Source organism: Leifsonia sp. L25 (assembly GCF_050632895.1).
In genome coordinates this window covers 117,702-136,091 of sequence record NZ_JBODRZ010000004.1, presented here as the reverse complement: position 1 = coordinate 136,091, position 18,390 = coordinate 117,702, and the positions used below count along the sequence as shown (strand labels likewise).

Annotated in this window: 23 protein-coding genes and 2 pseudogenes; 10 read left to right on the top strand and 15 right to left on the bottom strand. The window is 71.0% G+C overall.

The window, feature by feature from the left end; all coding sequences use genetic code 11:
• Positions 1–47: 47 nt before the first annotated feature.
• Positions 48–1,010, bottom strand: coding sequence for an ABC transporter permease (locus ACRAWC_RS21185; RefSeq protein ID WP_431349584.1), 963 nt, complete (start codon positions 1,008–1,010; stop codon positions 48–50).
• Positions 1,007–1,912 (bottom strand): annotated as a pseudogene (locus ACRAWC_RS21180) (ATP-binding cassette domain-containing protein). Before ACRAWC_RS21180 ends, ACRAWC_RS21185 begins: the two are co-directional and overlap by 4 nt.
• A gap of 195 nt (positions 1,913–2,107) precedes the next feature.
• Here ACRAWC_RS21180 and ACRAWC_RS21175 point away from each other — a divergent pair.
• Positions 2,108–2,245 (top strand): hypothetical protein, encoded by a 138-nt coding sequence (locus ACRAWC_RS21175; protein ID WP_431219253.1) that lies wholly within the window; start codon positions 2,108–2,110, stop codon positions 2,243–2,245.
• A gap of 26 nt (positions 2,246–2,271) precedes the next feature.
• Here ACRAWC_RS21175 and ACRAWC_RS21170 read toward each other — a convergent pair.
• The 5 genes and pseudogenes from ACRAWC_RS21170 to ACRAWC_RS21150 all read right to left on the bottom strand — a co-directional run bounded on the left by ACRAWC_RS21170 (position 2,272) and on the right by ACRAWC_RS21150 (position 4,208).
• Positions 2,272–2,957 (bottom strand): annotated as a pseudogene (locus ACRAWC_RS21170) (SDR family oxidoreductase).
• A 30-nt stretch (positions 2,958–2,987) separates the two neighbouring features.
• Positions 2,988–3,155: a hypothetical protein gene (locus ACRAWC_RS21165; RefSeq protein WP_431349583.1), complete on the bottom strand. Its 168-nt coding sequence runs from the start codon at positions 3,153–3,155 to the stop codon at positions 2,988–2,990.
• A complete protein-coding gene (locus tag ACRAWC_RS21160; protein WP_431349582.1) occupies positions 3,134–3,646 on the bottom strand; it encodes an MFS transporter in 513 nt (170 codons plus the stop codon). The genes ACRAWC_RS21165 and ACRAWC_RS21160 overlap by 22 nt, the downstream gene beginning before the upstream one ends.
• Entirely contained in the window at positions 3,643–4,005 is a 363-nt protein-coding gene (locus tag ACRAWC_RS21155; protein ID WP_431349581.1) for an MFS transporter, read from the bottom strand. Before ACRAWC_RS21155 ends, ACRAWC_RS21160 begins: the two co-directional genes overlap by 4 nt.
• Complete coding sequence (locus ACRAWC_RS21150) at positions 4,002–4,208, bottom strand: hypothetical protein (protein ID WP_431349580.1); 207 nt, start codon at positions 4,206–4,208, stop codon at positions 4,002–4,004. The genes ACRAWC_RS21155 and ACRAWC_RS21150 overlap by 4 nt, the downstream gene beginning before the upstream one ends.
• 349 nt (positions 4,209–4,557) lie before the next feature.
• Here ACRAWC_RS21150 and ACRAWC_RS21145 point away from each other — a divergent pair, with 349 nt between their 5' ends.
• Positions 4,558–5,160 carry a LysR substrate-binding domain-containing protein gene (locus ACRAWC_RS21145; protein WP_431349579.1) on the top strand — a complete coding sequence of 201 codons (603 nt, stop codon included), beginning with the start codon at positions 4,558–4,560 and terminating at the stop codon, positions 5,158–5,160.
• A 76-nt stretch (positions 5,161–5,236) separates the two neighbouring features.
• Entirely contained in the window at positions 5,237–6,571 is a 1,335-nt protein-coding gene (locus ACRAWC_RS21140) for a low temperature requirement protein A (protein WP_431245901.1), read from the top strand.
• On the opposite strand, the gene ACRAWC_RS21135 is transcribed toward ACRAWC_RS21140, so the two are convergent.
• A complete protein-coding gene (locus tag ACRAWC_RS21135) occupies positions 6,543–7,547 on the bottom strand; it encodes a TerC family protein (protein ID WP_431245900.1) in 1,005 nt (334 codons plus the stop codon). The two genes, ACRAWC_RS21140 and ACRAWC_RS21135, sit on opposite strands and share 29 nt — an antisense overlap.
• Positions 7,548–7,742: 195 nt before the next feature.
• Positions 7,743–7,907, bottom strand: a complete 165-nt coding sequence (locus ACRAWC_RS21130; RefSeq protein ID WP_431349578.1) for a hypothetical protein — start codon at positions 7,905–7,907, stop codon at positions 7,743–7,745.
• 262 nt (positions 7,908–8,169) lie between these two features.
• On the opposite strand from ACRAWC_RS21130, the gene ACRAWC_RS21125 reads away from it, so the two are divergent.
• On the top strand, positions 8,170–9,288 hold the full coding sequence (locus ACRAWC_RS21125) for an alpha/beta hydrolase (RefSeq protein WP_431349577.1): 1,119 nt from the start codon (positions 8,170–8,172) through the stop codon (positions 9,286–9,288).
• A 57-nt stretch (positions 9,289–9,345) separates the two neighbouring features.
• Here ACRAWC_RS21125 and ACRAWC_RS21120 read toward each other — a convergent pair whose 3' ends face one another.
• The gene (locus tag ACRAWC_RS21120) at positions 9,346–9,684 is read right to left on the bottom strand and encodes a DUF4190 domain-containing protein (protein WP_431245898.1); all 339 of its coding nucleotides are present in this window, start codon (positions 9,682–9,684) and stop codon (positions 9,346–9,348) included.
• Between the two features lie 328 nt (positions 9,685–10,012).
• Between ACRAWC_RS21120 and ACRAWC_RS21115 the strand changes: the two genes are divergently transcribed.
• Positions 10,013–10,474: a VanZ family protein gene (locus tag ACRAWC_RS21115; RefSeq protein WP_431349576.1), complete on the top strand. Its 462-nt coding sequence runs from the start codon at positions 10,013–10,015 to the stop codon at positions 10,472–10,474.
• A gap of 82 nt (positions 10,475–10,556) precedes the next feature.
• Here the strand turns inward: ACRAWC_RS21115 and ACRAWC_RS21110 are convergent, their stop codons facing one another.
• Positions 10,557–11,891: a cytochrome b gene (locus ACRAWC_RS21110; protein ID WP_431349575.1), complete on the bottom strand. Its 1,335-nt coding sequence runs from the start codon at positions 11,889–11,891 to the stop codon at positions 10,557–10,559.
• Positions 11,892–12,383: 492 nt separating this feature from the next.
• On the opposite strand from ACRAWC_RS21110, the gene ACRAWC_RS21105 reads away from it, so the two are divergent.
• From ACRAWC_RS21105 to ACRAWC_RS21095, 3 genes are all read left to right on the top strand, one after another.
• Positions 12,384–13,148 carry an MFS transporter gene (locus ACRAWC_RS21105; RefSeq protein ID WP_431349574.1) on the top strand — a complete coding sequence of 255 codons (765 nt, stop codon included), beginning with the start codon at positions 12,384–12,386 and terminating at the stop codon, positions 13,146–13,148.
• Between the two features lie 246 nt (positions 13,149–13,394).
• Positions 13,395–13,625: a hypothetical protein gene (locus ACRAWC_RS21100; protein ID WP_431349573.1), complete on the top strand. Its 231-nt coding sequence runs from the start codon at positions 13,395–13,397 to the stop codon at positions 13,623–13,625.
• On the top strand, positions 13,622–13,780 hold the full coding sequence (locus ACRAWC_RS21095; RefSeq protein WP_431349572.1) for a winged helix-turn-helix transcriptional regulator: 159 nt from the start codon (positions 13,622–13,624) through the stop codon (positions 13,778–13,780). The genes ACRAWC_RS21100 and ACRAWC_RS21095 overlap by 4 nt, the downstream gene beginning before the upstream one ends.
• A gap of 362 nt (positions 13,781–14,142) precedes the next feature.
• Here ACRAWC_RS21095 and ACRAWC_RS21090 read toward each other — a convergent pair whose 3' ends face one another.
• Positions 14,143–14,649, bottom strand: a complete 507-nt coding sequence (locus ACRAWC_RS21090; protein WP_431349970.1) for a hypothetical protein — start codon at positions 14,647–14,649, stop codon at positions 14,143–14,145.
• A gap of 743 nt (positions 14,650–15,392) precedes the next feature.
• Positions 15,393–15,815 (bottom strand): SDR family oxidoreductase, encoded by a 423-nt coding sequence (locus ACRAWC_RS21085; protein WP_431349571.1) that lies wholly within the window; start codon positions 15,813–15,815, stop codon positions 15,393–15,395.
• 155 nt (positions 15,816–15,970) lie between these two features.
• Here ACRAWC_RS21085 and ACRAWC_RS21080 point away from each other — a divergent pair, with 155 nt between their 5' ends.
• Positions 15,971–16,387 carry a hypothetical protein gene (locus ACRAWC_RS21080; RefSeq protein WP_431349570.1) on the top strand — a complete coding sequence of 139 codons (417 nt, stop codon included), beginning with the start codon at positions 15,971–15,973 and terminating at the stop codon, positions 16,385–16,387.
• Positions 16,388–16,421: 34 nt separating this feature from the next.
• Positions 16,422–16,583 carry a hypothetical protein gene (locus tag ACRAWC_RS21075; RefSeq protein WP_431349569.1) on the top strand — a complete coding sequence of 54 codons (162 nt, stop codon included), beginning with the start codon at positions 16,422–16,424 and terminating at the stop codon, positions 16,581–16,583.
• Between the two features lie 7 nt (positions 16,584–16,590).
• Here the strand turns inward: ACRAWC_RS21075 and ACRAWC_RS21070 are convergent, their stop codons facing one another.
• Positions 16,591–17,253 carry an ABC transporter permease gene (locus tag ACRAWC_RS21070; protein WP_431349568.1) on the bottom strand — a complete coding sequence of 221 codons (663 nt, stop codon included), beginning with the start codon at positions 17,251–17,253 and terminating at the stop codon, positions 16,591–16,593.
• Between the two features lie 148 nt (positions 17,254–17,401).
• On the bottom strand, positions 17,402–18,220 hold the full coding sequence (locus ACRAWC_RS21065; RefSeq protein ID WP_431219237.1) for an ABC transporter permease: 819 nt from the start codon (positions 18,218–18,220) through the stop codon (positions 17,402–17,404).
• Positions 18,221–18,390: the final 170 nt, after the last annotated feature.

The following is an 18,390-nucleotide window of genomic DNA, read 5'->3' as shown; positions in this document are numbered from 1 at the left end:
GCCGAGACGGAGCCGCCGCGCGAGGGCGTCGGCGGGTGGAGTGGATGCTAGCGCTCACGGCGTGACAGACCGACCTTTCTCCGCACGACGTTTCGACGGCGTGCGGATGAAATGTACGGGAGCCGGGCGACGAGACGGTGAGGCTCGGAGGGCGCCGTTCGCGGCTGCGGCCGCGCCCTCCGAGCCGTCAGACGTCGCGCGTCGCTGTCGTGACGCCCGCCACGATTCCCGCTACGGCCGCCCAGGCGACGACGACGAGCGCGCTCTGCCACGACTGGAGGTCGCCGTTGGCGACGCCCGACATCCCCGGAGCCGGCCGCATCCAACATGTAGCTGGCTGCGGACGCGGCCCATTCCGCCTGGGTGAGCTGGGCGAGAAGGTTCATGACGAGCGGCAGGATGAAGAAGACACCGACCACCGTCGCCACGGCTCCCGCGGTGCTGCGGAGGATCGCGCCCACGAACAGGGCGAACATCGCGCAGAGGCCCAGGTAGGCCGCCGTCCCGAACACGGACCAGAGCACCGTCGGTGGAAGCTTCCCCGAATCGGTTGCGATGTGCTGCGCGGACAGGATCGGAAGGGACACGGCCCACGTGGCGGCGGCGGACACGAGGCCCATGATCGTGCCGGAGAGGAACAGCACCAGCGCCTTCGCCGCGACCACGGGCAGCCGGGTCGGGACAGCAGCGAAGCTCGAGCGGATCATCCCGGTGCCGAACTCGCCGGTGATCGTCAGCACGCCGAGCACGCCGACGGCGAGGAGCCCGAACCGCCAGCCGAGGGTGGCGGTTCGTGCGATCAGTGCTGAGCCCTCGGGCGCCGCTGCCGCCTGGGCCGCCATCGACGAGACGCCGTAGAGCGCGAGCACGCTCACGCCGATGCTGGTGGCGAGGGCCGCGAGCACGGCCCACCACGTGGAGCGGAGGGTGAAGAGCTTCGTCCACTCCGACGCGACCACGCCGGAGAAGGCGAGTCGCGAGTTCTGAAGGTAGGGGTTGACCGTGGTCATCGTGCTCCCTCCGTCCGGTACTCGACGTCGTCCCGCGTCAACGCGAGGTACGCGTCTTCGAGCGTGGGGTCGACCGGGGTCAGTTCGTAGACGGGGATGCGGAGGTCGAGCGCGATGTCGGCTATCGCCTCCGGGGTGGTGCCCGACACCTCTGCCGAGTCGTCGTCGATGATGCTCACGGAGGTGCCGTCGAGGGCCGCAGTGAGCTCGGACAGTCGTGGGCTGCGGACGCGGACCGACCCGCGGGACGCCCCCGCGATGATCTCGTCCACCGGGGCGTCGGCGAGCACCTCGGCCCCGGCCGAGCACGATGATGTGGTCGGCGACCTGGGCCATCTCGCTCATGAGGTGCGACGAGAGGAAGACGGTGCGACCTTCGGCCGCGAGGCTGCGCGCGAGGCCGCGCACCCATCGCACGCCCTCGGGGTCGAGGCCGTTCACCGGCTCGTCGAGGATGAGCACGCCCGGATCCCCGAGGAGCGCCGCCGCGATGCCGAGGCGCTGGCCCATGCCGAGCGAGAACTCGCCGACTCGTTTGCCCGCGACCGAGGAGAGCCCGGCCAGCCCGATGACCTCGTCCACGCGTCCGCGGGGATGCGGTGCGTCGCCGCCAGGGCGGAGAGGTGATGGTATGCGCTGCGCCCGGGATGTGCCGCCTTCGCGTCGAGGAGCGCCCCGACCTCCCGAAGCGGGGCTGCGAGCCGGCGGTACTCGCGGCCCGCTACGGTGGCGCGACCGCCATCCGGTCGATCGAAGCCCATGACCATGCGCATCGTGGTCGACTTGCCCGCACCGTTCGGGCCGAGGAAGCCGGTGACCCGGCCGGGGCAGATGGTGGCGGTGACGTCGTCGACCGCTGTCCGGTCACCGTACCTCTTGGTGAGGTTCTCGAGTTGGATCACGTGCGATGGCCTTTCCGTTAGCGGGCGCGAAGCCCTTGTCTTCTTCAGACGAGCGCTCGCGCTTCTTATGACGGTCGGGGTGCGAATCATCGATCCGCTCCCGCTGTTCTCCTAGTGGGCTGACGGAGCCCGATGGACCAGCCGCGGGGACGGGAGTACGGTCGCGCGGTCAGGACCCAACGGAAGGATGACGCGATGAGCGACGAGAACCAGCGCCCCGATGCGGACGAGCTGCCCGACGGGTCGGGCTCGGACGGCAGCGCGCCGGAGCCCGGCGAGGACACCACCTCGGGCGGCGGTCCGGACGAGAGCAAGGCCGCGCAGGGCAAGTAGCCGCGCGAGCGTCGCGGTCGAGGGGCTCAGCGGCGGCGGAAGGGCCGCACGCTGAGCGACTCGACCGTGCCCGACGCGGGCAGGTCAACCGCCACGCGGACGGTCGCGGCCACCATCTCCGGCGTGATCGTGTACGCCGTGTCGTACTGGAGGCCCTCTCGGGCGACGAGCGCCCGCTGCATGTCGGTGTCGACGCGTCCCGGGTGGATGCTGCTCACGCGTACGCCGTGCGGCCGCTCCTCCTCGCGCAGCGCGTCGGTGAGCGCCCGCAGCGCGAACTTCGATCCCGCGTAGACGCCGCCACCCGGCCCGCTGGCCAGCCCGGACCCGCTGTTGATGGCGACCACGAGCCCCTGCGCGGCCCTCAGCGCGGGCAGCGCCCGGCGGGTGAGCGCCGCGACGGCGAACACGTTGACCTCGAACACGTGCCGCCACGTGTCCAGGTCCGTCTCCTCGACCGTCCCGCCGTCTTCCACGCCCGCCGAGTGCACGAGCACGTCGAGTCGCCCCGGCAGCGGGGGAGCGATGCGCCGACCAGGTCGGCCACGTACGGCTCGGCGGAGGGCAAGGTCGCGACGACGGCCTCCACGGCCGAGGAATCCCGGCCGCCGACGAGCACGTGGTGGGATCGTCCCAACTCGACGGCGATCGCCCGGCCGATGCCGCGTGACGCACCGGTGACGAGGGCGACAGGGCGGCGGAGTGGGCGGATGCGGTCATCCTCCGAGCCTACGCGGGCGCGTCAGGCCCGGCGCAGCATCCGGAGCCCGGCCGGGACCGACAGCAGGGCGATCGCTGCCACGAAAACGACCAGTACGGGGACGAGCGGCCAGAGGACGAGCGCGACGCCGACCAGCAGTACCGGCAGCGCCAGCCCGATGTAGGCGATCAGGAAGATGGCGGCCAGCACCTCGCCGCGACGCTCGGGGCGGCCAGCGACGCGGCGGCCGCGATGGCCGATCGGAACTGGAGGCCGACGCCGGCGCCGGCGAGCACGCCGCTGACGACGAACACCCCGAGGGAGGCGAGCAGCACACCGGCCGCGAGTCCGGCCAGCCCGAGCAGCATGAGCACGAGGGCGAGCACGAGCTGCGCGCGGGCGGACAGCCGGCCGAACACGATCTGCGAGACGGCCGAGGCGGCGAAGACCGCGAAGGGGACGGCGCCGGCGAGCAGGTGGGAGGTCTCATGCAGCGTCCCGGCGAGCACGCTCGGCGCGAGGGAGGTGAAGAGACCGAAGACGGCGAACCCGGCGAAGGCGGCCACCGCTGCGGCCGAGAACGCGCCACGGGCCTCGGCGGGCAGGGAGATGCGCTGCGGCCGGTACGCCGGGCGCTCCTCCGCCCGCTCGACGGTCTCGGGCACGAGCGCCACGGCGACCGCGGCAACGGCCAGGATCACGAGGAACACCGCGTACGGCAGCAGCAGGGAGCGGGCAGGAACTGCGCGAACGCGCCGCCGATCAGCGGGCCGAGAGCGAGGCCGCCGGTGTTCACCACGGTGGACACGGTGCCGGCGAGGCGCGGACCCTCCTCGGGTCGGGCGACCGCCCGCAGCTCGCTGAGGTGCGCCGTCGCGCTCGCCGTCAGTGCGCCGACGCCGATGCCCGAGAGGGTGCGCGCGACGATCAGCCCCGAGATGTCGTTCCAGACCAGGAACAGAGCGGCGGCGAGGATCTCGACGAGCACCGCGATGAGCACCATGCGCCGGCGGCCGGCCCAGTCGCTGAGGTGCCCGATGAGGAACAGGCTCGCGATCACCCCGACCGCGTAGGCGGCGAAGATGACGGTGACGACCCAGGTGGGAAGCCGTCGCGCGCCTGGTACAGCGCGTAGAGCGGCGTCGGGATGGTCGAGAACGCCATCACCGCGAGGAACGCCGCGGCGATGACCCAGAAGCCGGCCCCGTGACGGAGGCGGAAGGGGCGGCGATCGGTGGTCGGGGCTTCGAGCATGGTGGTCATGGTTGAAGGATGCTCCTCCGGAGCTATCGAGTCCAACGGAAATAGCCGATGGCGAGAATCGAAGGATACGATTGTCCCGTGGACACGCGCCAGCTCGAATACGTCGCCGCGGTCGCGGCGAAGGCACGTTCACCCGAGCCGCCGAGCGTGTCTTCGCCGCGCAGTCCACGGTGTCTGCGGGCATCCAGAGCCTGGAGCGCGAGCTGGGCGCGCCCCTGTTCGAGCGCGACGCGCACGGCGTGCGTCTGACCGAGGTGGGCGAGGCCGTGCTGCCCGAGGCCCGGGCGGCTCTGGAGGCGGTCGAGCGGATGCGCGAACTGGCGGACCGTGAAGGGCCGCTGCGCGGACCGTGCGCGTCGGCATCTTCACCAACCTCACCACCGTCGACCTCCCCGGCGTCATGGGCGAGTTCCACCGCAGGCACCCCGAGGTCGACCTGCGCCTCGGTCCGTCGCCCAGCGGCTCCACCGGCCTCGTGGAGGACGTGCGCCAGGGCCGCCTCGACATCGTGCTCCACGGTCTCCCCGACGCCGTGCCCGACCTCCTCACGCGTCCGCTCGCCGATTCGCCCTTCCTCGCGGTGCTGCCGGAGGCGCATCCACTGACCGGTCGCGGCGCCGTCTCGCTCGCCGACCTCGCGGGGGAGCCGTGGGTGGACGCCCGGGCCGGCTTCGGCAACCGCGTGACCCTCGATCGCGCCTTCTCCGCCCTCGGGCTCTCCCGCCGGGTGCCCACGGAGCTGGCCGATCTGGGCGAGATCCCGCGCTTCGTGGCGGCAGGGCTCGGGGTGGCCGCCCTGCCCGAACTGACCATCATCCCGGCCGCGGGTGTCGTCGTGCGTCCGCTCCGCGAGCCGGTCGACTGGCGGCTGAGCGCGATCGCCCGCGCGCGTCCGGGTCGCGCGGCCGAGGCGCTGCTGACGCTGCTGGCCGAGAGGATCGGCGGCGTCTGAGCGCGCAGACGCTCCCGTTACCCTTCCACGTCCGCCGCCGATGCGTCAGACTCGGCGCGAGACCGGGAGGAGCGGCATGACCGACATGACGGACGACCTGAGGTCGGAGCTGCGGCACCGGGTGCGGCCGATGCGCGGGCGCGACCCGCACGAACGTGGACGCAGCACCACACCGCTGGAGCTGCTCTACGACCTCACGTACGTGGTCGCCTTCGCCGCCGCCTCCGATCAGCTGGCCGGCCAGCTCGCGCACGGGGACGTCTGGCCGGCTCTCGGCGCCTACGCGTTCGCGATCTGGGCGGTCTCCTGGGCGTGGCTCAACTTCACCTGGTTCGCCTCGGCATACGGCAACGATGACGTGCTGTTCCGGCTGGCGACCATCGTGCAGATGATCGGCGTCATCGTGCTGGCGTACGGGTTGCCGGTCAGCTTCGAGCGGGCGGCGCACGGCGAGAGCCCCAACAACCTGCTCATGGTGATCGGCTACATCATCATGCGGGTGCCGCAGATCCTGCTCTGGCTGCGGGCGGCCCGGGAGGATCCGGATCATCGGCGCAACGCCGTCTCGTACGTGATCATCATCTCGATCGCGCAGGTCGGCTGGCTGCTGACCGCGGTCATCCCGCTGCCCGTGGGCGTCACCGTCGGCGCCCTCATCGTGCTCGCTCTGTTCGAGATGGCCGCACCGGTTCTGGCGACCCGTCGCTACGGCTTCTCGCCGTGGAACGCCGGGCACCTGGCGGAGCGGTTCAGCCTGCTGACGATCATCACGATCGGCGAGGTGATCGCGGGGACGACAGCCGCGGTCGGCGTGCTCACCCAGAACGAGGGCTGGTCGATGGAGGCGGTGCTCGTCGCATCCTCGGGGCTGGTGACGGCGGCGGCGGTCTGGTGGACCTACTTCCTGGTGCCGTCGCGCCTGATCCTGGAGCGGCGCCGCGAGCGCGCCTTCGCCTGGCGCTACGCGCATCTCGCGCTGTTCGGGTCGATCGCCGCGATCGGCGCGGGGCTGCACCTGACGACCATCGCCATCGAGGGCGGCGGTGTCTCGATGCTCGGCGTCGCCCTTGCGCTGGCTGTCCCGCTCGCCGTGACGATCGCCCTGATCTTCCTGACCTGGAGCGTGCTGCTGCGGTCGTTCGACCTGACGCACCTGCCGCTCCTGCTGGTCACCCTCGTCCCGCTCGCCGCCGCCGTCGTCGTCGGGGCGGTGACGCATCCGGGCGAGGGCATCGACCTCGAAGAGCCGGGCACGCTGACCGCGCTGAGCATCGTGATCGGACTGGTAGCCCTCGGCGCGGTGATCGAGGTGGTCGGCCACGAGATCGTCGGCTTCCGGCACACCCTGCGCGCCTGGCGACGCGACCCGGGCGCCTCCCCGCTCAGCTCTGCCGAGCCGCGCCCGTCGTGACCTCGGCGCCGCGCGCGTCCTTCCGCGTCTTCCGGAGGCTCAGCACCGCCGCGACGGCGATCGTCGCGCCGATGAAGGCGAGCGAGAACCAGGTCGGGATCTCGGGGATCCACGTCACCGGCTGACCGCCGTTGAGGAAGGGCAGCTCGTTGACGTGCAGCGCGTGGAACACGAGTTTGACACCGATGAAGCCCAGGATGACCGCGAGGCCCTGCGAGAGGTAGACCAGCCGCTCGAGCAGGCCGCCGATGAGGAAGAACAGCTGGCGCAACCCCATCAGCGCGAACGCGTTCGCCGTGAACACGAGGTAGGCCTCGCTGGTGAGCCCGTAGATCGCCGGGATCGAGTCCACAGCGAAGACGACGTCGATGAGGCTAATCGCGATGATGGTGAGCAGCATCGGGGTGACGAAGCGGCGGCCGTCCTTCTTCACGGTGAGGCGGTCACGGTGGTAGTCATCGGTGACCGGGAGGTGGCGGCGCACGAACCGCATGAGCCGGTTGTCGGACGGGTCGGCGTCGTGCGACCCGAACGCCTGACGCCACGCCAGGAACAGCAGCAGCGCGCCGAACAGGTAGAACACCCACGAGTAGTTCTCGATGAGGGAGGCGCCGATCGCGATGAACGCGCCGCGCAGCACGAGGGCGATGATGATGCCGATCATCAGCACCTTCTGCTGGTACGCCTTGGGCACGGCGAACGCCGACATCAGCAGCAGGAAGACGAAGAGGTTGTCGACCGACAGCACCTTCTCGGTGAGGTAGCCGGCGAAGTACTCGCCGCCGTACGTCCAGCCGGAGACCATGCCGATGCCGACGCCGAACAGCAGCGCCAGACCGATGTAGAACGCGGACCAGCGGGCGGACTCGCCGATGGTGGGCTCGTGCGGCCTGCGCACGTGGGCGAAGAACTCGTAGACGAAGAACGCGATCGTGACCGCGATGGTGATGATCCAGATGAGCGGGGTGACCTGCACCGGGACTCCAAGGGGATAGGCGTAGCGACTCGCCAAGGTCTCCTCCGCCCCGGCCTTACGGCTGTGGGACCAGCGGCCCGGGATGCGATGACGCATCCGTAGTGACGGACTCACTGCAAGCGGGAGTACTCCCCTTGATGGCCCCACCCTACCGGCGGAGCGGCCGTCGCGGCTGGGAATCCGCCGGGCCTGCGGCTACCAGCGGACGCCGGTGTCCGCGGCGAGCGCCTCGATGAGCAGCTTGCTGTCCGAGTAGGAGGGGTGGATCGGTGCCCCGACCAGTCCAGTTCGTCCAGCCGTGGACGGTCCCCGCCCGCCGCCCGCGGCCCCGGTCGACGCGTCGTCCCTTCGCGGCGTCACGGATGCGCCCCAGGCGCGTCTAGATCAGTGGAACCCCGATCGCAGCCGTCCGCCGGCCCTGCTGCCCCCGAGAGTGAGGGAACTCGTGTCCTCATCCCCAGTGCCTCGCCGTTCGCGTCTGGTGCGTCGCGTCCTCGCGTGCGTCCTCTGCCTAGCGGCCGCGGCCGGCATCACCGTCTTCTCGCCCAGTAAGGCGCCGCTGCCGCTCGCGGCTTCGAGTGATGCGCTCTCGCTGAAGGGGTTGAAGCGGCAGAGTCCGCAGGTGCAGGAGTGGGTCGATGCGGTCCGTTCCGCCACTCCCGAGCAGGTTGCGGAGGAGTGGAGCGCGCTGCCTGCGGAGGTCCGCCCGCACGTGACCGCCGCGCTGCCGGTCGTCGCCGGCAACCTCGACGGCCTGCCCTACCGGGTGCGCGACCGGCTGAACCGACGTGCGCTCGCCCAGCGGCTCGAGCTGATGAAGAAGCGGAACGACGAGGCGGCACGGACGGCCGTGAAGGCCTATGAGGCCATCGCCGGCGCGCTCAGACCCCGCTCGCCCCGCCGGTACCTGATGTCGCTGACCGGCGACCTGCCGCCCCTCGCCGCCATCAGTGTCGGCGACCCGGATGCGGCCGACATGGTCACCTGGCAGGTGCCCGGCATGGGCACCTACTCCACCGACATGAAGCTGTGGGCGCTCGCCGCGCAGAACGTGTGGGATGTGCAGGGAACAGTGGGAGCGCCGAAGAAGCGGGCCGTCATCGCCTGGATGGGTTACACGCCGCCGCCGCCACCCCCGAGCATCGAGGCGTCACGCGGCGAGTACGCGCGCGCCGGGGCGCCGAACCTGATCCGGGACATGACCGGGCTCGCGTCCAGCCGGGGAACCCGGGACGCCCCGATCGTGAACGTCGTCGCGCACTCGTACGGGACGACCACCGCGGCGAATGCGCTCGCGCGCGCCGACCTCGGCGTCAACGCCTTCGTGATGCTCGGCTCGGCGGGGATCGAGACGTCCATCCCGCGGGCGTCCGACCTGCACGCCCGCGCGGTGTATGTCTCCGAGGCGCGCAAGGACGGGCTGGCGGGCTGGGGCCGTCTCTCGCGGACCGACCCGCGCGCGCCCCGGTTCGGCGCGATCCAGTTCGGCTCCGACGGGTACGCGAAGCAGCGGCTGCGCGCGGTGACGGGTCACGCTCCGATCCTCCACTCCGCGTGGAACGACAAGATCACGTCGAGCGTCTGGACGAACATCGTGAACATGGTCGACCGGATCGCGAAGTACTGGCAGCACCGCAACAGCTTCGGGTACCTGGACCGGAAGACGGAGTCGCTGGCGAACGTGGCGAGCGCCACCGCCGAGCCCGCGACGAAGCGGGCGCTCACCGACGTGAGGCGGTGAGAGACGCGGGAGGGCGGGACGCCGGGCGGCACCGCCCTCCTGCGTTCTCGTCGGAGCTCAGTAGCCCGCGTACTCGGCAGCATCGACCGCTGCCATGATGAGGACCGGCACGACGACCACGGCGATGAAGAGACCGAACGCGGTGAAGACGTAGCCCAGAATGGTTCCAGCGAGCGCGAGGCCCCGGCCACGGTCGCCCGTCCGCTTGATCTGACGCAGCGCGATGTGGCCGCACACGATCCCGACGATGCCGACGAAGAACGACAGCACGAACGCGACGATGGCGAGCACGTTCATCCGATCGGCGGTCGGAGCCGGGACGGCGAGCGGGGTGGCCGGGGTCGGTTGTGCGGTTTCGACGGGGGCCTCCGTGGCGTCCTCGATCTGATCGGGCATGCGGGTTCCTTTCGTCGGGCGCGACGGAAAATCGCGACGCGGATTTCGGGTTCTTCGTCCTCAAGGACGCGCGAAGTCCGACATCGTGACGCCGCGCCCGCCCGCTCTCAGCGGACTGGCGGCTCCGGTTGCGTCGATCATTCTCGGGTCGTACCGGTTTGCGACTCGCGGCCGATCCGCCAGCAGGGGACGGATTCGTACGGTCGGAGGGTGAGTACAGCCATCCCTGCCGCCCCCGCATCGCCCTCGCGACCACCGCATCCTGCTCCGCTCACTGTTCGCGGTGTACCTCGGCCTCTTGACGTGGGCGGTGCTCTGGAAGCTGGGGATGCCATCCCTTCACGGCGGCACCCGCGCCGTGAAGCTCGTGCCGTTCGTCGCGGGTGACGGCTACGGCGTCAACAGCATGCCCGAGATGCTCGCGAACGTGGCCCTCTTCGTCCCGTTCGGCGTCTGCCTGGGGCTGATCGCTCCGCACGCGCGCTGGTGGCGGGCCGCGGCCGCGGCCGCGGCGGTGAGCGTCGGCCTCGAAGCCCTCCAGTTCGCACTCGCGGTCGGCAGCTCGGACGTCACCGACGTCATCCTGAACACCACCGGCGCGGTCCTCGGCTGGGCGGTGCTCGGGGTTGCGCGTGGCGGGCTTCGCGAGCGGACGGCGCCCGTGCTCGCCCGCGTGTGCACCGTCGCAACGGTGCTGGCGCTCGCAGCGGGTGCGGTGGCGCTCGCGAGGACCTGTCCACTACGGACCGCCGCCCGGAGAGCTGACGCACGTCCGTCCGCCGGGCGGTGAAGAGCTCACGCCCGGCTGATGACCGATTCGCCCGCCGACCGCTGCAACAGCCACGCCGCCACCCACCACCGCCGCGCCGGGCTCACGCCGCTCCGAAGCGCTCCGGCGGGCCCACCGCGCCGTCGCCGAGCGGTTGGAGCCTGTCCTCGAAGTAGACGCGGGCGAGCGCCGCGCGCATCCGCTCGGACCAGCGGAGCCGCCCGTTCTCGTCCGGATGCGCCGCCGCCCCGTGCGCGGCGGCGGGACCGGCGAGGCGGTAGCGCTCCACCGCATCCACCCGCCCGTGCACCTCGGCGTACTCGCCGCCGGGCAGGCGCACGATGCGTCCCGTCTCGTAGCCGTGCAGCAGGATGTCGCGGTCGCGCTTCTGCAGCGCCAGGCACACCCGGCGGGTGAGCAGGAAAGCGACGAACGGCCCCAGGACGACCATCGCCTGGTACCACGCGACGACCGACTCCACGGTGAGATGGAGATGCGTCGCCACCAGGTCGGCGCTGCCCGCGCCCCACAGGGCACCGTAGAACACCAGGGCGGCGACGCCCAGGCCGGTGCGCGTGGGCTCGTTGCGCGGCCGGTCCAGGAGGTGGTGCTCGGCGTGGTCGCCGGTGACCCACTCCTCCACGAACGGATAGACCGCGATCGCGAGCAGGAACAGGCCGACGACGAGCAGCGGGAGGAGGATCGCCGGCGTCCACGTGCGGCCCAGCCACTCGACCTCCCAGCCCGGGGGGACCAGGCGCAGGGCGCCGTCGAGGAAGCCGGTGTACCAGTCGGGCTGGCTGCCCGCGGAGGCGTCGCCGGGAGAGGAGGGGCCGTAGAGCCACACCGGGCTGATCGTCACCGTCGCGGCGAGCAGGAGGATGCCGCCGGTCACCAGGGCGAGCAGCCCGCCGGCGCGAACGGCGAGGTTCGGCCAGACCGGCACCCCGACGATCCGCTCCTCGGTCCGGCCCGGGCCGGCGAACTGCGCCGGACCGTTCACGTACGCGCTCCGTGCTCGAGCCGCCATGAGCACGATGAGCAGCACGGGGACGACGGCGACGTGGATCGGGTACAGGTTCTCGATGATCCGCCCCGGGAACTCGCCCCCGAACAGCAGCGCCGACAGCCACGTGCCCACGACCGGGATGCCGAGCACGATGCCCTCCACGATCCGTAAGCCGGTGCCCGAGAGCATGTCATCGGGCAGGGCGTACCCGCTCCACCCTCCGGCCAGCGCGGTCAGCAGCAGCCCGAACAGCAGCAGCCAGGCGAGCCGGCGCGGAGGGCGGAACGCCCCGGTGAAGAAGGTCACCGCCAGTTGCAGGATGAGCGCGGCCGGCAGCAGGAGGGCGGCCCAGTGGTGCGCCTGCCGCACCAGCAGGCCGCCCGGCAGCTCGAACGAGATGGCGAGCGTCGACTGCAGCGCCTTCGACATCTCCGCTCCGGCGAAGGGAGGTACGGGCCGGTATAGGTGACCCGTTCGCTCGACGGCGTGTACCCGAACATCAGGATGAAGCCGGTCACGAACAGGACGACGACGCAGGCGAGGGCGACGACGCCGAACATGGTGGTCCAGTGGAGCGGCGCTCGCCGCATCCTGAGCTCCTCGCGCAGCGCCGTCGCCCGCCGGACGGCCGAGGTTCCCGAGACCAGACGGGACAGCCGCGCGGTCGCGGAGGGGGCGGACCCGAGCGATGGACGGGCATCATGCCCTCCCCACGAGCTCGCGGTCGTCGGTCATGTACCCCGGGATCCGGCGCATTGCTGCCTCCTGCCTCGTCAGCGGATGCCTTCACCAGCTATGACAAGACAGCGCGCCGGTTTGTGACACGGAGAAGGGACCGGGTCGATCACGGCCCGGAGGAATATTCGCCGTTCGGCCTGAGGTTGCAACGGAATACTCAGCCCGAACCGAAGAAGAGGAACCATGACCCTCGAGACGAGCGCCCTTCCTGTCACGAGACGTGCCACAGCGCCGACCCTGCCCGCGCGGGCCCGATTCTGGACCGCCGCGGCGGTCGCCGGTGTCGCACTGTGGACCAGCGCAGCGCCGACCGCCACGTACCCGCTCTACGCCAGCACCTGGCACCTCACGTCGGCGGTGACCACCGCCATCTTCGCGGTGTACCCGATCGTCCTGGTCGTCTTCCTCGTGATCTTCGGTCAGGTGTCCGACTTCATCGGTCGGCGCAACGCGATGCTCATCGGGGTGGGCGCACTCTTCGTCGGCGTCCTTCTCTTCGCGGTCGCGCCCTCGGTCGGCTGGGTCTTCGCCGGTCGTGCCTTCATGGGCGCGGGCGTCGGATTGGCGCTCGCCCCGGCCACTGCAGCTGCTGTCGAGTTCAGCCGGACAGGCCAGGAGGGACGCGCCTCCTCCACCGTCACGGCCGCGACGGCGGTGGGCCTGTCCCTGGCGACGATCGTCGGTGGGGGACTCATCCAATACGCGCCGCTGCCGCTCCACCTGGACTTCTGGGTGCTGCTGGTCGTCGTCGCCGCTGTCCTGGTGATGGTCTCCTTCCTGCCGCGTAGAAGCGCAGCAGCCGCCGAAGGCACCTGGCGCCCTCGTCCCATCCGAATTCCCGCCGGCATCCGCCTGCTCTACGCGACAGCTGCGGCCGCTGTGACCGCCGCCTACGCGTTCGGGTCCCGGTCTTCCTCGCGCTGGGCGCCGACGTCGCGAAGGATCTGATCGGTTCGCACAACGTCCTCGTGACCGGTCTGGTGCTGGCGATCATGTCGACGATGATCGGTGTCACGGCGGTGCTGGCCCGGCGCTTCGCCCCCGGCCGCCTGGTCATCGCCGGTGCACTGATCACGGTCGTCGACCTCGCGCTGCTGGTGCTCTCGGCCCAGACGCACTCGCTGCCTCTGTTCATGGTCACGACCGTCTTCGCGGGGGCCGGCTACGGACTCCTCTTCTCCGGCGGACTCCGGATTGATCGCGACGCACGCGCCCGCGCATCACCGGGGCGGGACGATCTCCGCCGTCTACCTGGTCGCCTACGTCTTCCAGGGAGCGATCGCGTTCACCCTCGGGGCGATCGCCACCGCAGGCGGCCTGGGCACGGCGCTCGTCATCGGCGCGGTCGCGATCGGTGTGCTGGCCGTGACCGCGTTCCTCCTTGCGGGTATCGTCAGGCGCGCAACCCGTGAGGAGAAGAGATGACAGCGAAGAACCGTCCGGCGCCGAACTGCTCGATCGCCCGGACTCTCGAGCTCGTCGGCGACCGCTGGTCGTTCCTCATCCTCCGGGAGGCGCACAACGGGATCACCCGTTTCGCCGATTTCAGGACCTGCTGGGCATCGCTCCCAACATCCTGACCGCCCGTCTCACCGGGCTGGTCGAGCCGGGAATCCTGGAACGGCGCGAATACCGGGCGGAGGGGCCCGTGCCCGCACCGACTACCACCTCACCCCCGCGGGCGGGGACCTGAAGCTCGTTCTCGGCGCCCTCCAGCAGTGGGGCGATGTGCAGCGCCCCGAGACGACGGCCCGACCGTGATCGTCGCGACACCGCCACGGGCGGGCGCATCGGCGTGGCGTTCGTCGACGAGGAGGGCCGCGAAGTGGATTCGCGCGACGTGAGCTTCGAACCGGTCGCCGGCGGGCCCGCGGACCGTTACGCCGGCTGGCGGTGACGGCCGCAGCCGCCGGCTGAGACCGCGCCGGCGGGACCGGGAGCCTTACGCCGGGACGGGCAGCCGCTCCAGCTTCTCCGGGTTGAGCACCCACTGGAAGCGCCGGATGCCGTCGGCCGTCACGTCCAAGGCGACGAACGCCACGACCGCTCCGTCGCGGACCAGCACCGCGGCCGGGGCGCCGTTCGCCTCGACGAGGTGGATGCTGCCCACCCAGAACCGGTCGTGGAGCACATGCACGTACTTGGCGACGGTCTCCGCGTGAGCACGGGGATGCGCGACGCGCGCGCCAGCCCGCCGCCGTCCGAGTAGCTGACGATGTCGGCGGTGAAGATCCGCTCCAGCTCGGCGATGTCGCCCGACTGCGCGGCGTCGAGAAACCGCCTCCAGCATCCGCTTCTGCTCCTGGTGGTCGACCTCCCCGCACCTGCCGCTGCTCAGTGCCAGGTGCTTGCGCGCTCGGCTCACCAGCTGACGGGAGCCGACGCCTCCGACCCCTGGAGTGATCTCCGCGATCTGCGGGTACGGGTAGTCGAACGCCTCCCGCAGCACGTAGGCGGCGCGCTCCGTCGGCGACAGCGTCTCGAGCAGCACCAGCACCGCGAACTCGAGCGCCTCCCCGCGCTCCGCGCCCAGCAGGGGATCGGCGCTCGTGTCGACGGGCTCGGGCAGCCACGGCCCCACGTACGACTCGCGGCGGACCCGCGCCGACTGCGCCTGGTTGATCGCCAGCCGGGTCGTGGTCGTGGCCAGGGACGCGGCGGGCTCCCGCACGACAAGAGCGGTCGGTGTTCTGCCAGCGCTCCCAGGTGTCCTGCACGATGTCCTCGGCGTCGGCCACCGTTCCGAGCATCCGGTAGGCGATGCCGAAGAGACGGGGACGGGCCGCCGCGAACGTGTCCGCGGCGGCCTGAGGCTCGTCGGTCTGCCCTGTCGCCCCGGCCATGCTCGAATGCTAGCGAGCATCCTCCAGCCAGCGGGAGTACGTGATGGTCCCGGGCGGTGCTCCGCGATGGCGGGGTCGTTGCCCGGCACGAGGGAGCGGTCGTCCACCTTTCCGCCGTAGTACCCGGCGCCGGGGTCGGTCTGGACCGTCCGGGAGTCGCCGCGCGCAGCCAGCAGGAGGCGGGCGAGCTCGTCGAGCCGCAGCTGCTCCGGTCCGCCCAGCTCGATGATCCCGCCGGTCGGCGCTTCGACGGCCGCATCCGCCAGCGTCGCCGAGACGTCCGCCGCGGCGATCGGCTGCATGAGCACGTTCGACAGCACGGCGGTGTCGCCCCGCGTGGCGCCGTCCGTCAGCGCGACCGACGAACTCGAAGAACTGCGTCGCGCGCACGATCGTGAACGGCACGCCGCTCTCGCGCACGATCCGCTCCTGCGCCACCTTCCGCCCGCATGTAGCCGATGTCCGTCATCCGGTCGGCTCCGACGATCGAGAGCGCGACGTGGTGGCCGACGCCCGCTTCCTTCTCGGCCGCGACGACGTTCGCGGTCGCGGTGCGGAAGAACTCCATGACCGGCCCGTCCTCGAACGACGGCGCGTTGGCGACGTCCACCACGACGTCCGCGCCCTGCAGCGCCTCGAGCAGGCCCTGGCCGGTGACCGTGTCCACCCCCGTCGACGGGGATGCGGCGACCGCGTCGTGCCCGCGCTCCTGCAGCAGCTCCACCAGTTTCCGGCCGATCAGGCCGGTGCCTCCGATGACGACGATCCTCATTCTCTTCTCCGTTCCGGCGCGCAGGATGCGCGCACTCGCCAGCTATGACCGGGCACCGCCCGTGGTTGTGACAGACCCGGTGTCACATCCGGCCCGCGCGCGTGGTCATAGCTGGTACCGGCCCTTCCCGGCCGGCGCGACGATGAGGAGACATCATGTCCATGACAGTTCGGGTGCCCGCAGTGCGCGGCAGCCGCCGCAGCAGGGTGCGCGATCTGCGCGCTGCCGCATCCGACCGCGACCTGCGCCGGCTGCGCGACCTGCTCGATCCCGACGTGGCGGTCGTGGTGGATTCGGGCGAGCCCGACCACGCGAAGGTCCGGGTCGTCCGCGGCGCCGGCGACGCCTCATTGCTCTTGGCGCGCGGGCTGGGCGCGCTCGACGGGCGAGAGGTGGCCGAGCGCCCGGTGAACGGCGGCCCCGGCCTCATCGTGACCGACGAGGGCCGCACCTCGGCCGCCGTCGCGGTCGACCTGACCGGCCTGGCGCGTGAGCGTGGTGTGGGTACTGCTGCATCCGCCGACCATGCGGCGCGGGTACGCCGTGTAGAGACGAGATGGGTCGTCCGCTAGCGTGAGGGATCGATCCCGAGGAGGCCTGATGGGGGTGCCGGCGCTGCAACAGCAGTTCCTCGACGACGTGCTGCCGCGAATCGTCTCTGGTCATCTGTACCGCAGTTGGCGGCCCGGCACCCTCCACCGGAGTCCCGCCGAAGGGCTGGCCGAGGCCTATCTCCGCGACGCGATCGCGACCCTCTCCGACCCTTAGGCTGTCGTCACACCCGGCTCGTGACCGAGTCGCCCGCCAGCCGCTGCGATAGCCACACCGGGATGATCGCGATGATCGTCAGCACCGCCGCCACCACGTTCACGACCGGCGCCTGGTTGGGCCGGAACAGGTTCTGGAAGATCCAGATCGGGAGCGTCTGCACCGTCGGACCCGCCGTGAACGTCGTCACCACGATCTCGTCGAAGCTGAGGGCGAAAGCGAGCAGCACGCCGGCCGCGAGCGCGCCGCGCACCTGCGGCAGCGTCACCCAGAAGAAGGTCTGCCAGCCGCGCGCCCCGAGGTCGCCCGACGCCTCCTCGAGAGAAGTCCCCATCCGCCGCAACCGCGCCTGGACGTTGTTGTAGACGATGACGATGCAGAAGGTCGCGTGGCCGATGATCACCGTGGCGAGCCCGAGCGTCACGCCGACCGGGCCCAGCACCGTCGTGAAGGTCGACGCCAGCGCGATGCCGGTGACGATGCCGGGCAGCGTGATCGGCAGCACCACCAGGAAGTTGATGCTCTGCCGCCCGAAGAACCGGAAGCGCTGCACCGCGAACGCCGCCATGGTGCCGAGCACCAGGGCGATTCCCGCCGCGCAGAGGCCGGCGACGACGGAGGTCGCCAGGGCGTCGGCCGCGCCGCGGAGTGGAGCGCATCCTCCCACCATTGCAGCGTGAAGCCGGGCGGGGGGAACGAGAACGTGCGCGAGCTGTTGAAGGAGTTCAGCACGATGAGCAGGAGCGGCACGTAGAGCACCACCAGCCCCAACAGCATGCAGACCCCGGCCAGGATGCGCGCGGGCGTCGATAAGAGCTTCACACGTTCTCCAATGCACCGGTGCGGCGGACGGCCAGCAGATACAGCACAACCGCGACCAGCGGGATCACCGACAGCGCCGCCGCGAGCGGCTGGTTGTTCGCGGTCACGAGCTGCCCGTAGATCAGGTTGGCGAGCAGCTGCGTCTTGCCGCCGACGATCCCGACCGCGATGTAGTCGCCGAAGCTCAGCGCGAAGGTGAAGATCGAGCCGGCCACGATCGCGGGGAACACGAGCGGGAACGCGACCGTCCGGATCGTGCGCCACGTCGATGCGCCCAGGTCGTAGCTCGCCTCGAAGAGGGAGTCCGGAACCCGGTCGAATCCGGCGTAGACGGGGATGATCATGTACGGCAGCCACAGGTAGGCCAGCGTCATGATCGTCGCCGGCAGCCCGAAGCCGGGCGTGTACCCGCCGGTCGCGACCGCGATCGGCCCGCCCGGCTCGACGAGGATGCGCCAGGCGTACGCCTTCACCAGGTAGCTGGCCCACAGGGGAGTCGTCACCGCCACGAGGTACAGCGCCCGCCGGCTCGGCCGGGCCACCTTCGCGATGTACAGCGCCATCGGGAAGGCGACCACAGCGTCGATGAGCGTCACACCGAGCGACACCAGGAGTGTGCGCAGCGCGACCGTCCCGTACAGCGGGTCGGTGAACAGTGTCGCGTAGTTCTCCAGGGTGAACGTGGGGACGACCGCGCCGGTGAACCCGTCCACCGTCCAGAAGGACGAGACCAGCAGGACGGCGATCGACCCCAGGTAGATGACGACGAGCCAGAGGAGGGGCGGCCCGAGCACGAGGCCCAGGCGAGCCCTCATCCCTTGATCTCCTGCCACTTGCTCACCCATTCGCTGTACGCGGTGCAGTTCGTGCCGCTGCCGTCCACGCACTTCTTCTGCGGCGTCGTCCAGTAGTGGATCTTGGAGGCGTAGTCCGCGTCGGTCGCGTGGTACGTGGTGCAGAAGTTCGGGTCGGTGGTCTGTTCGCA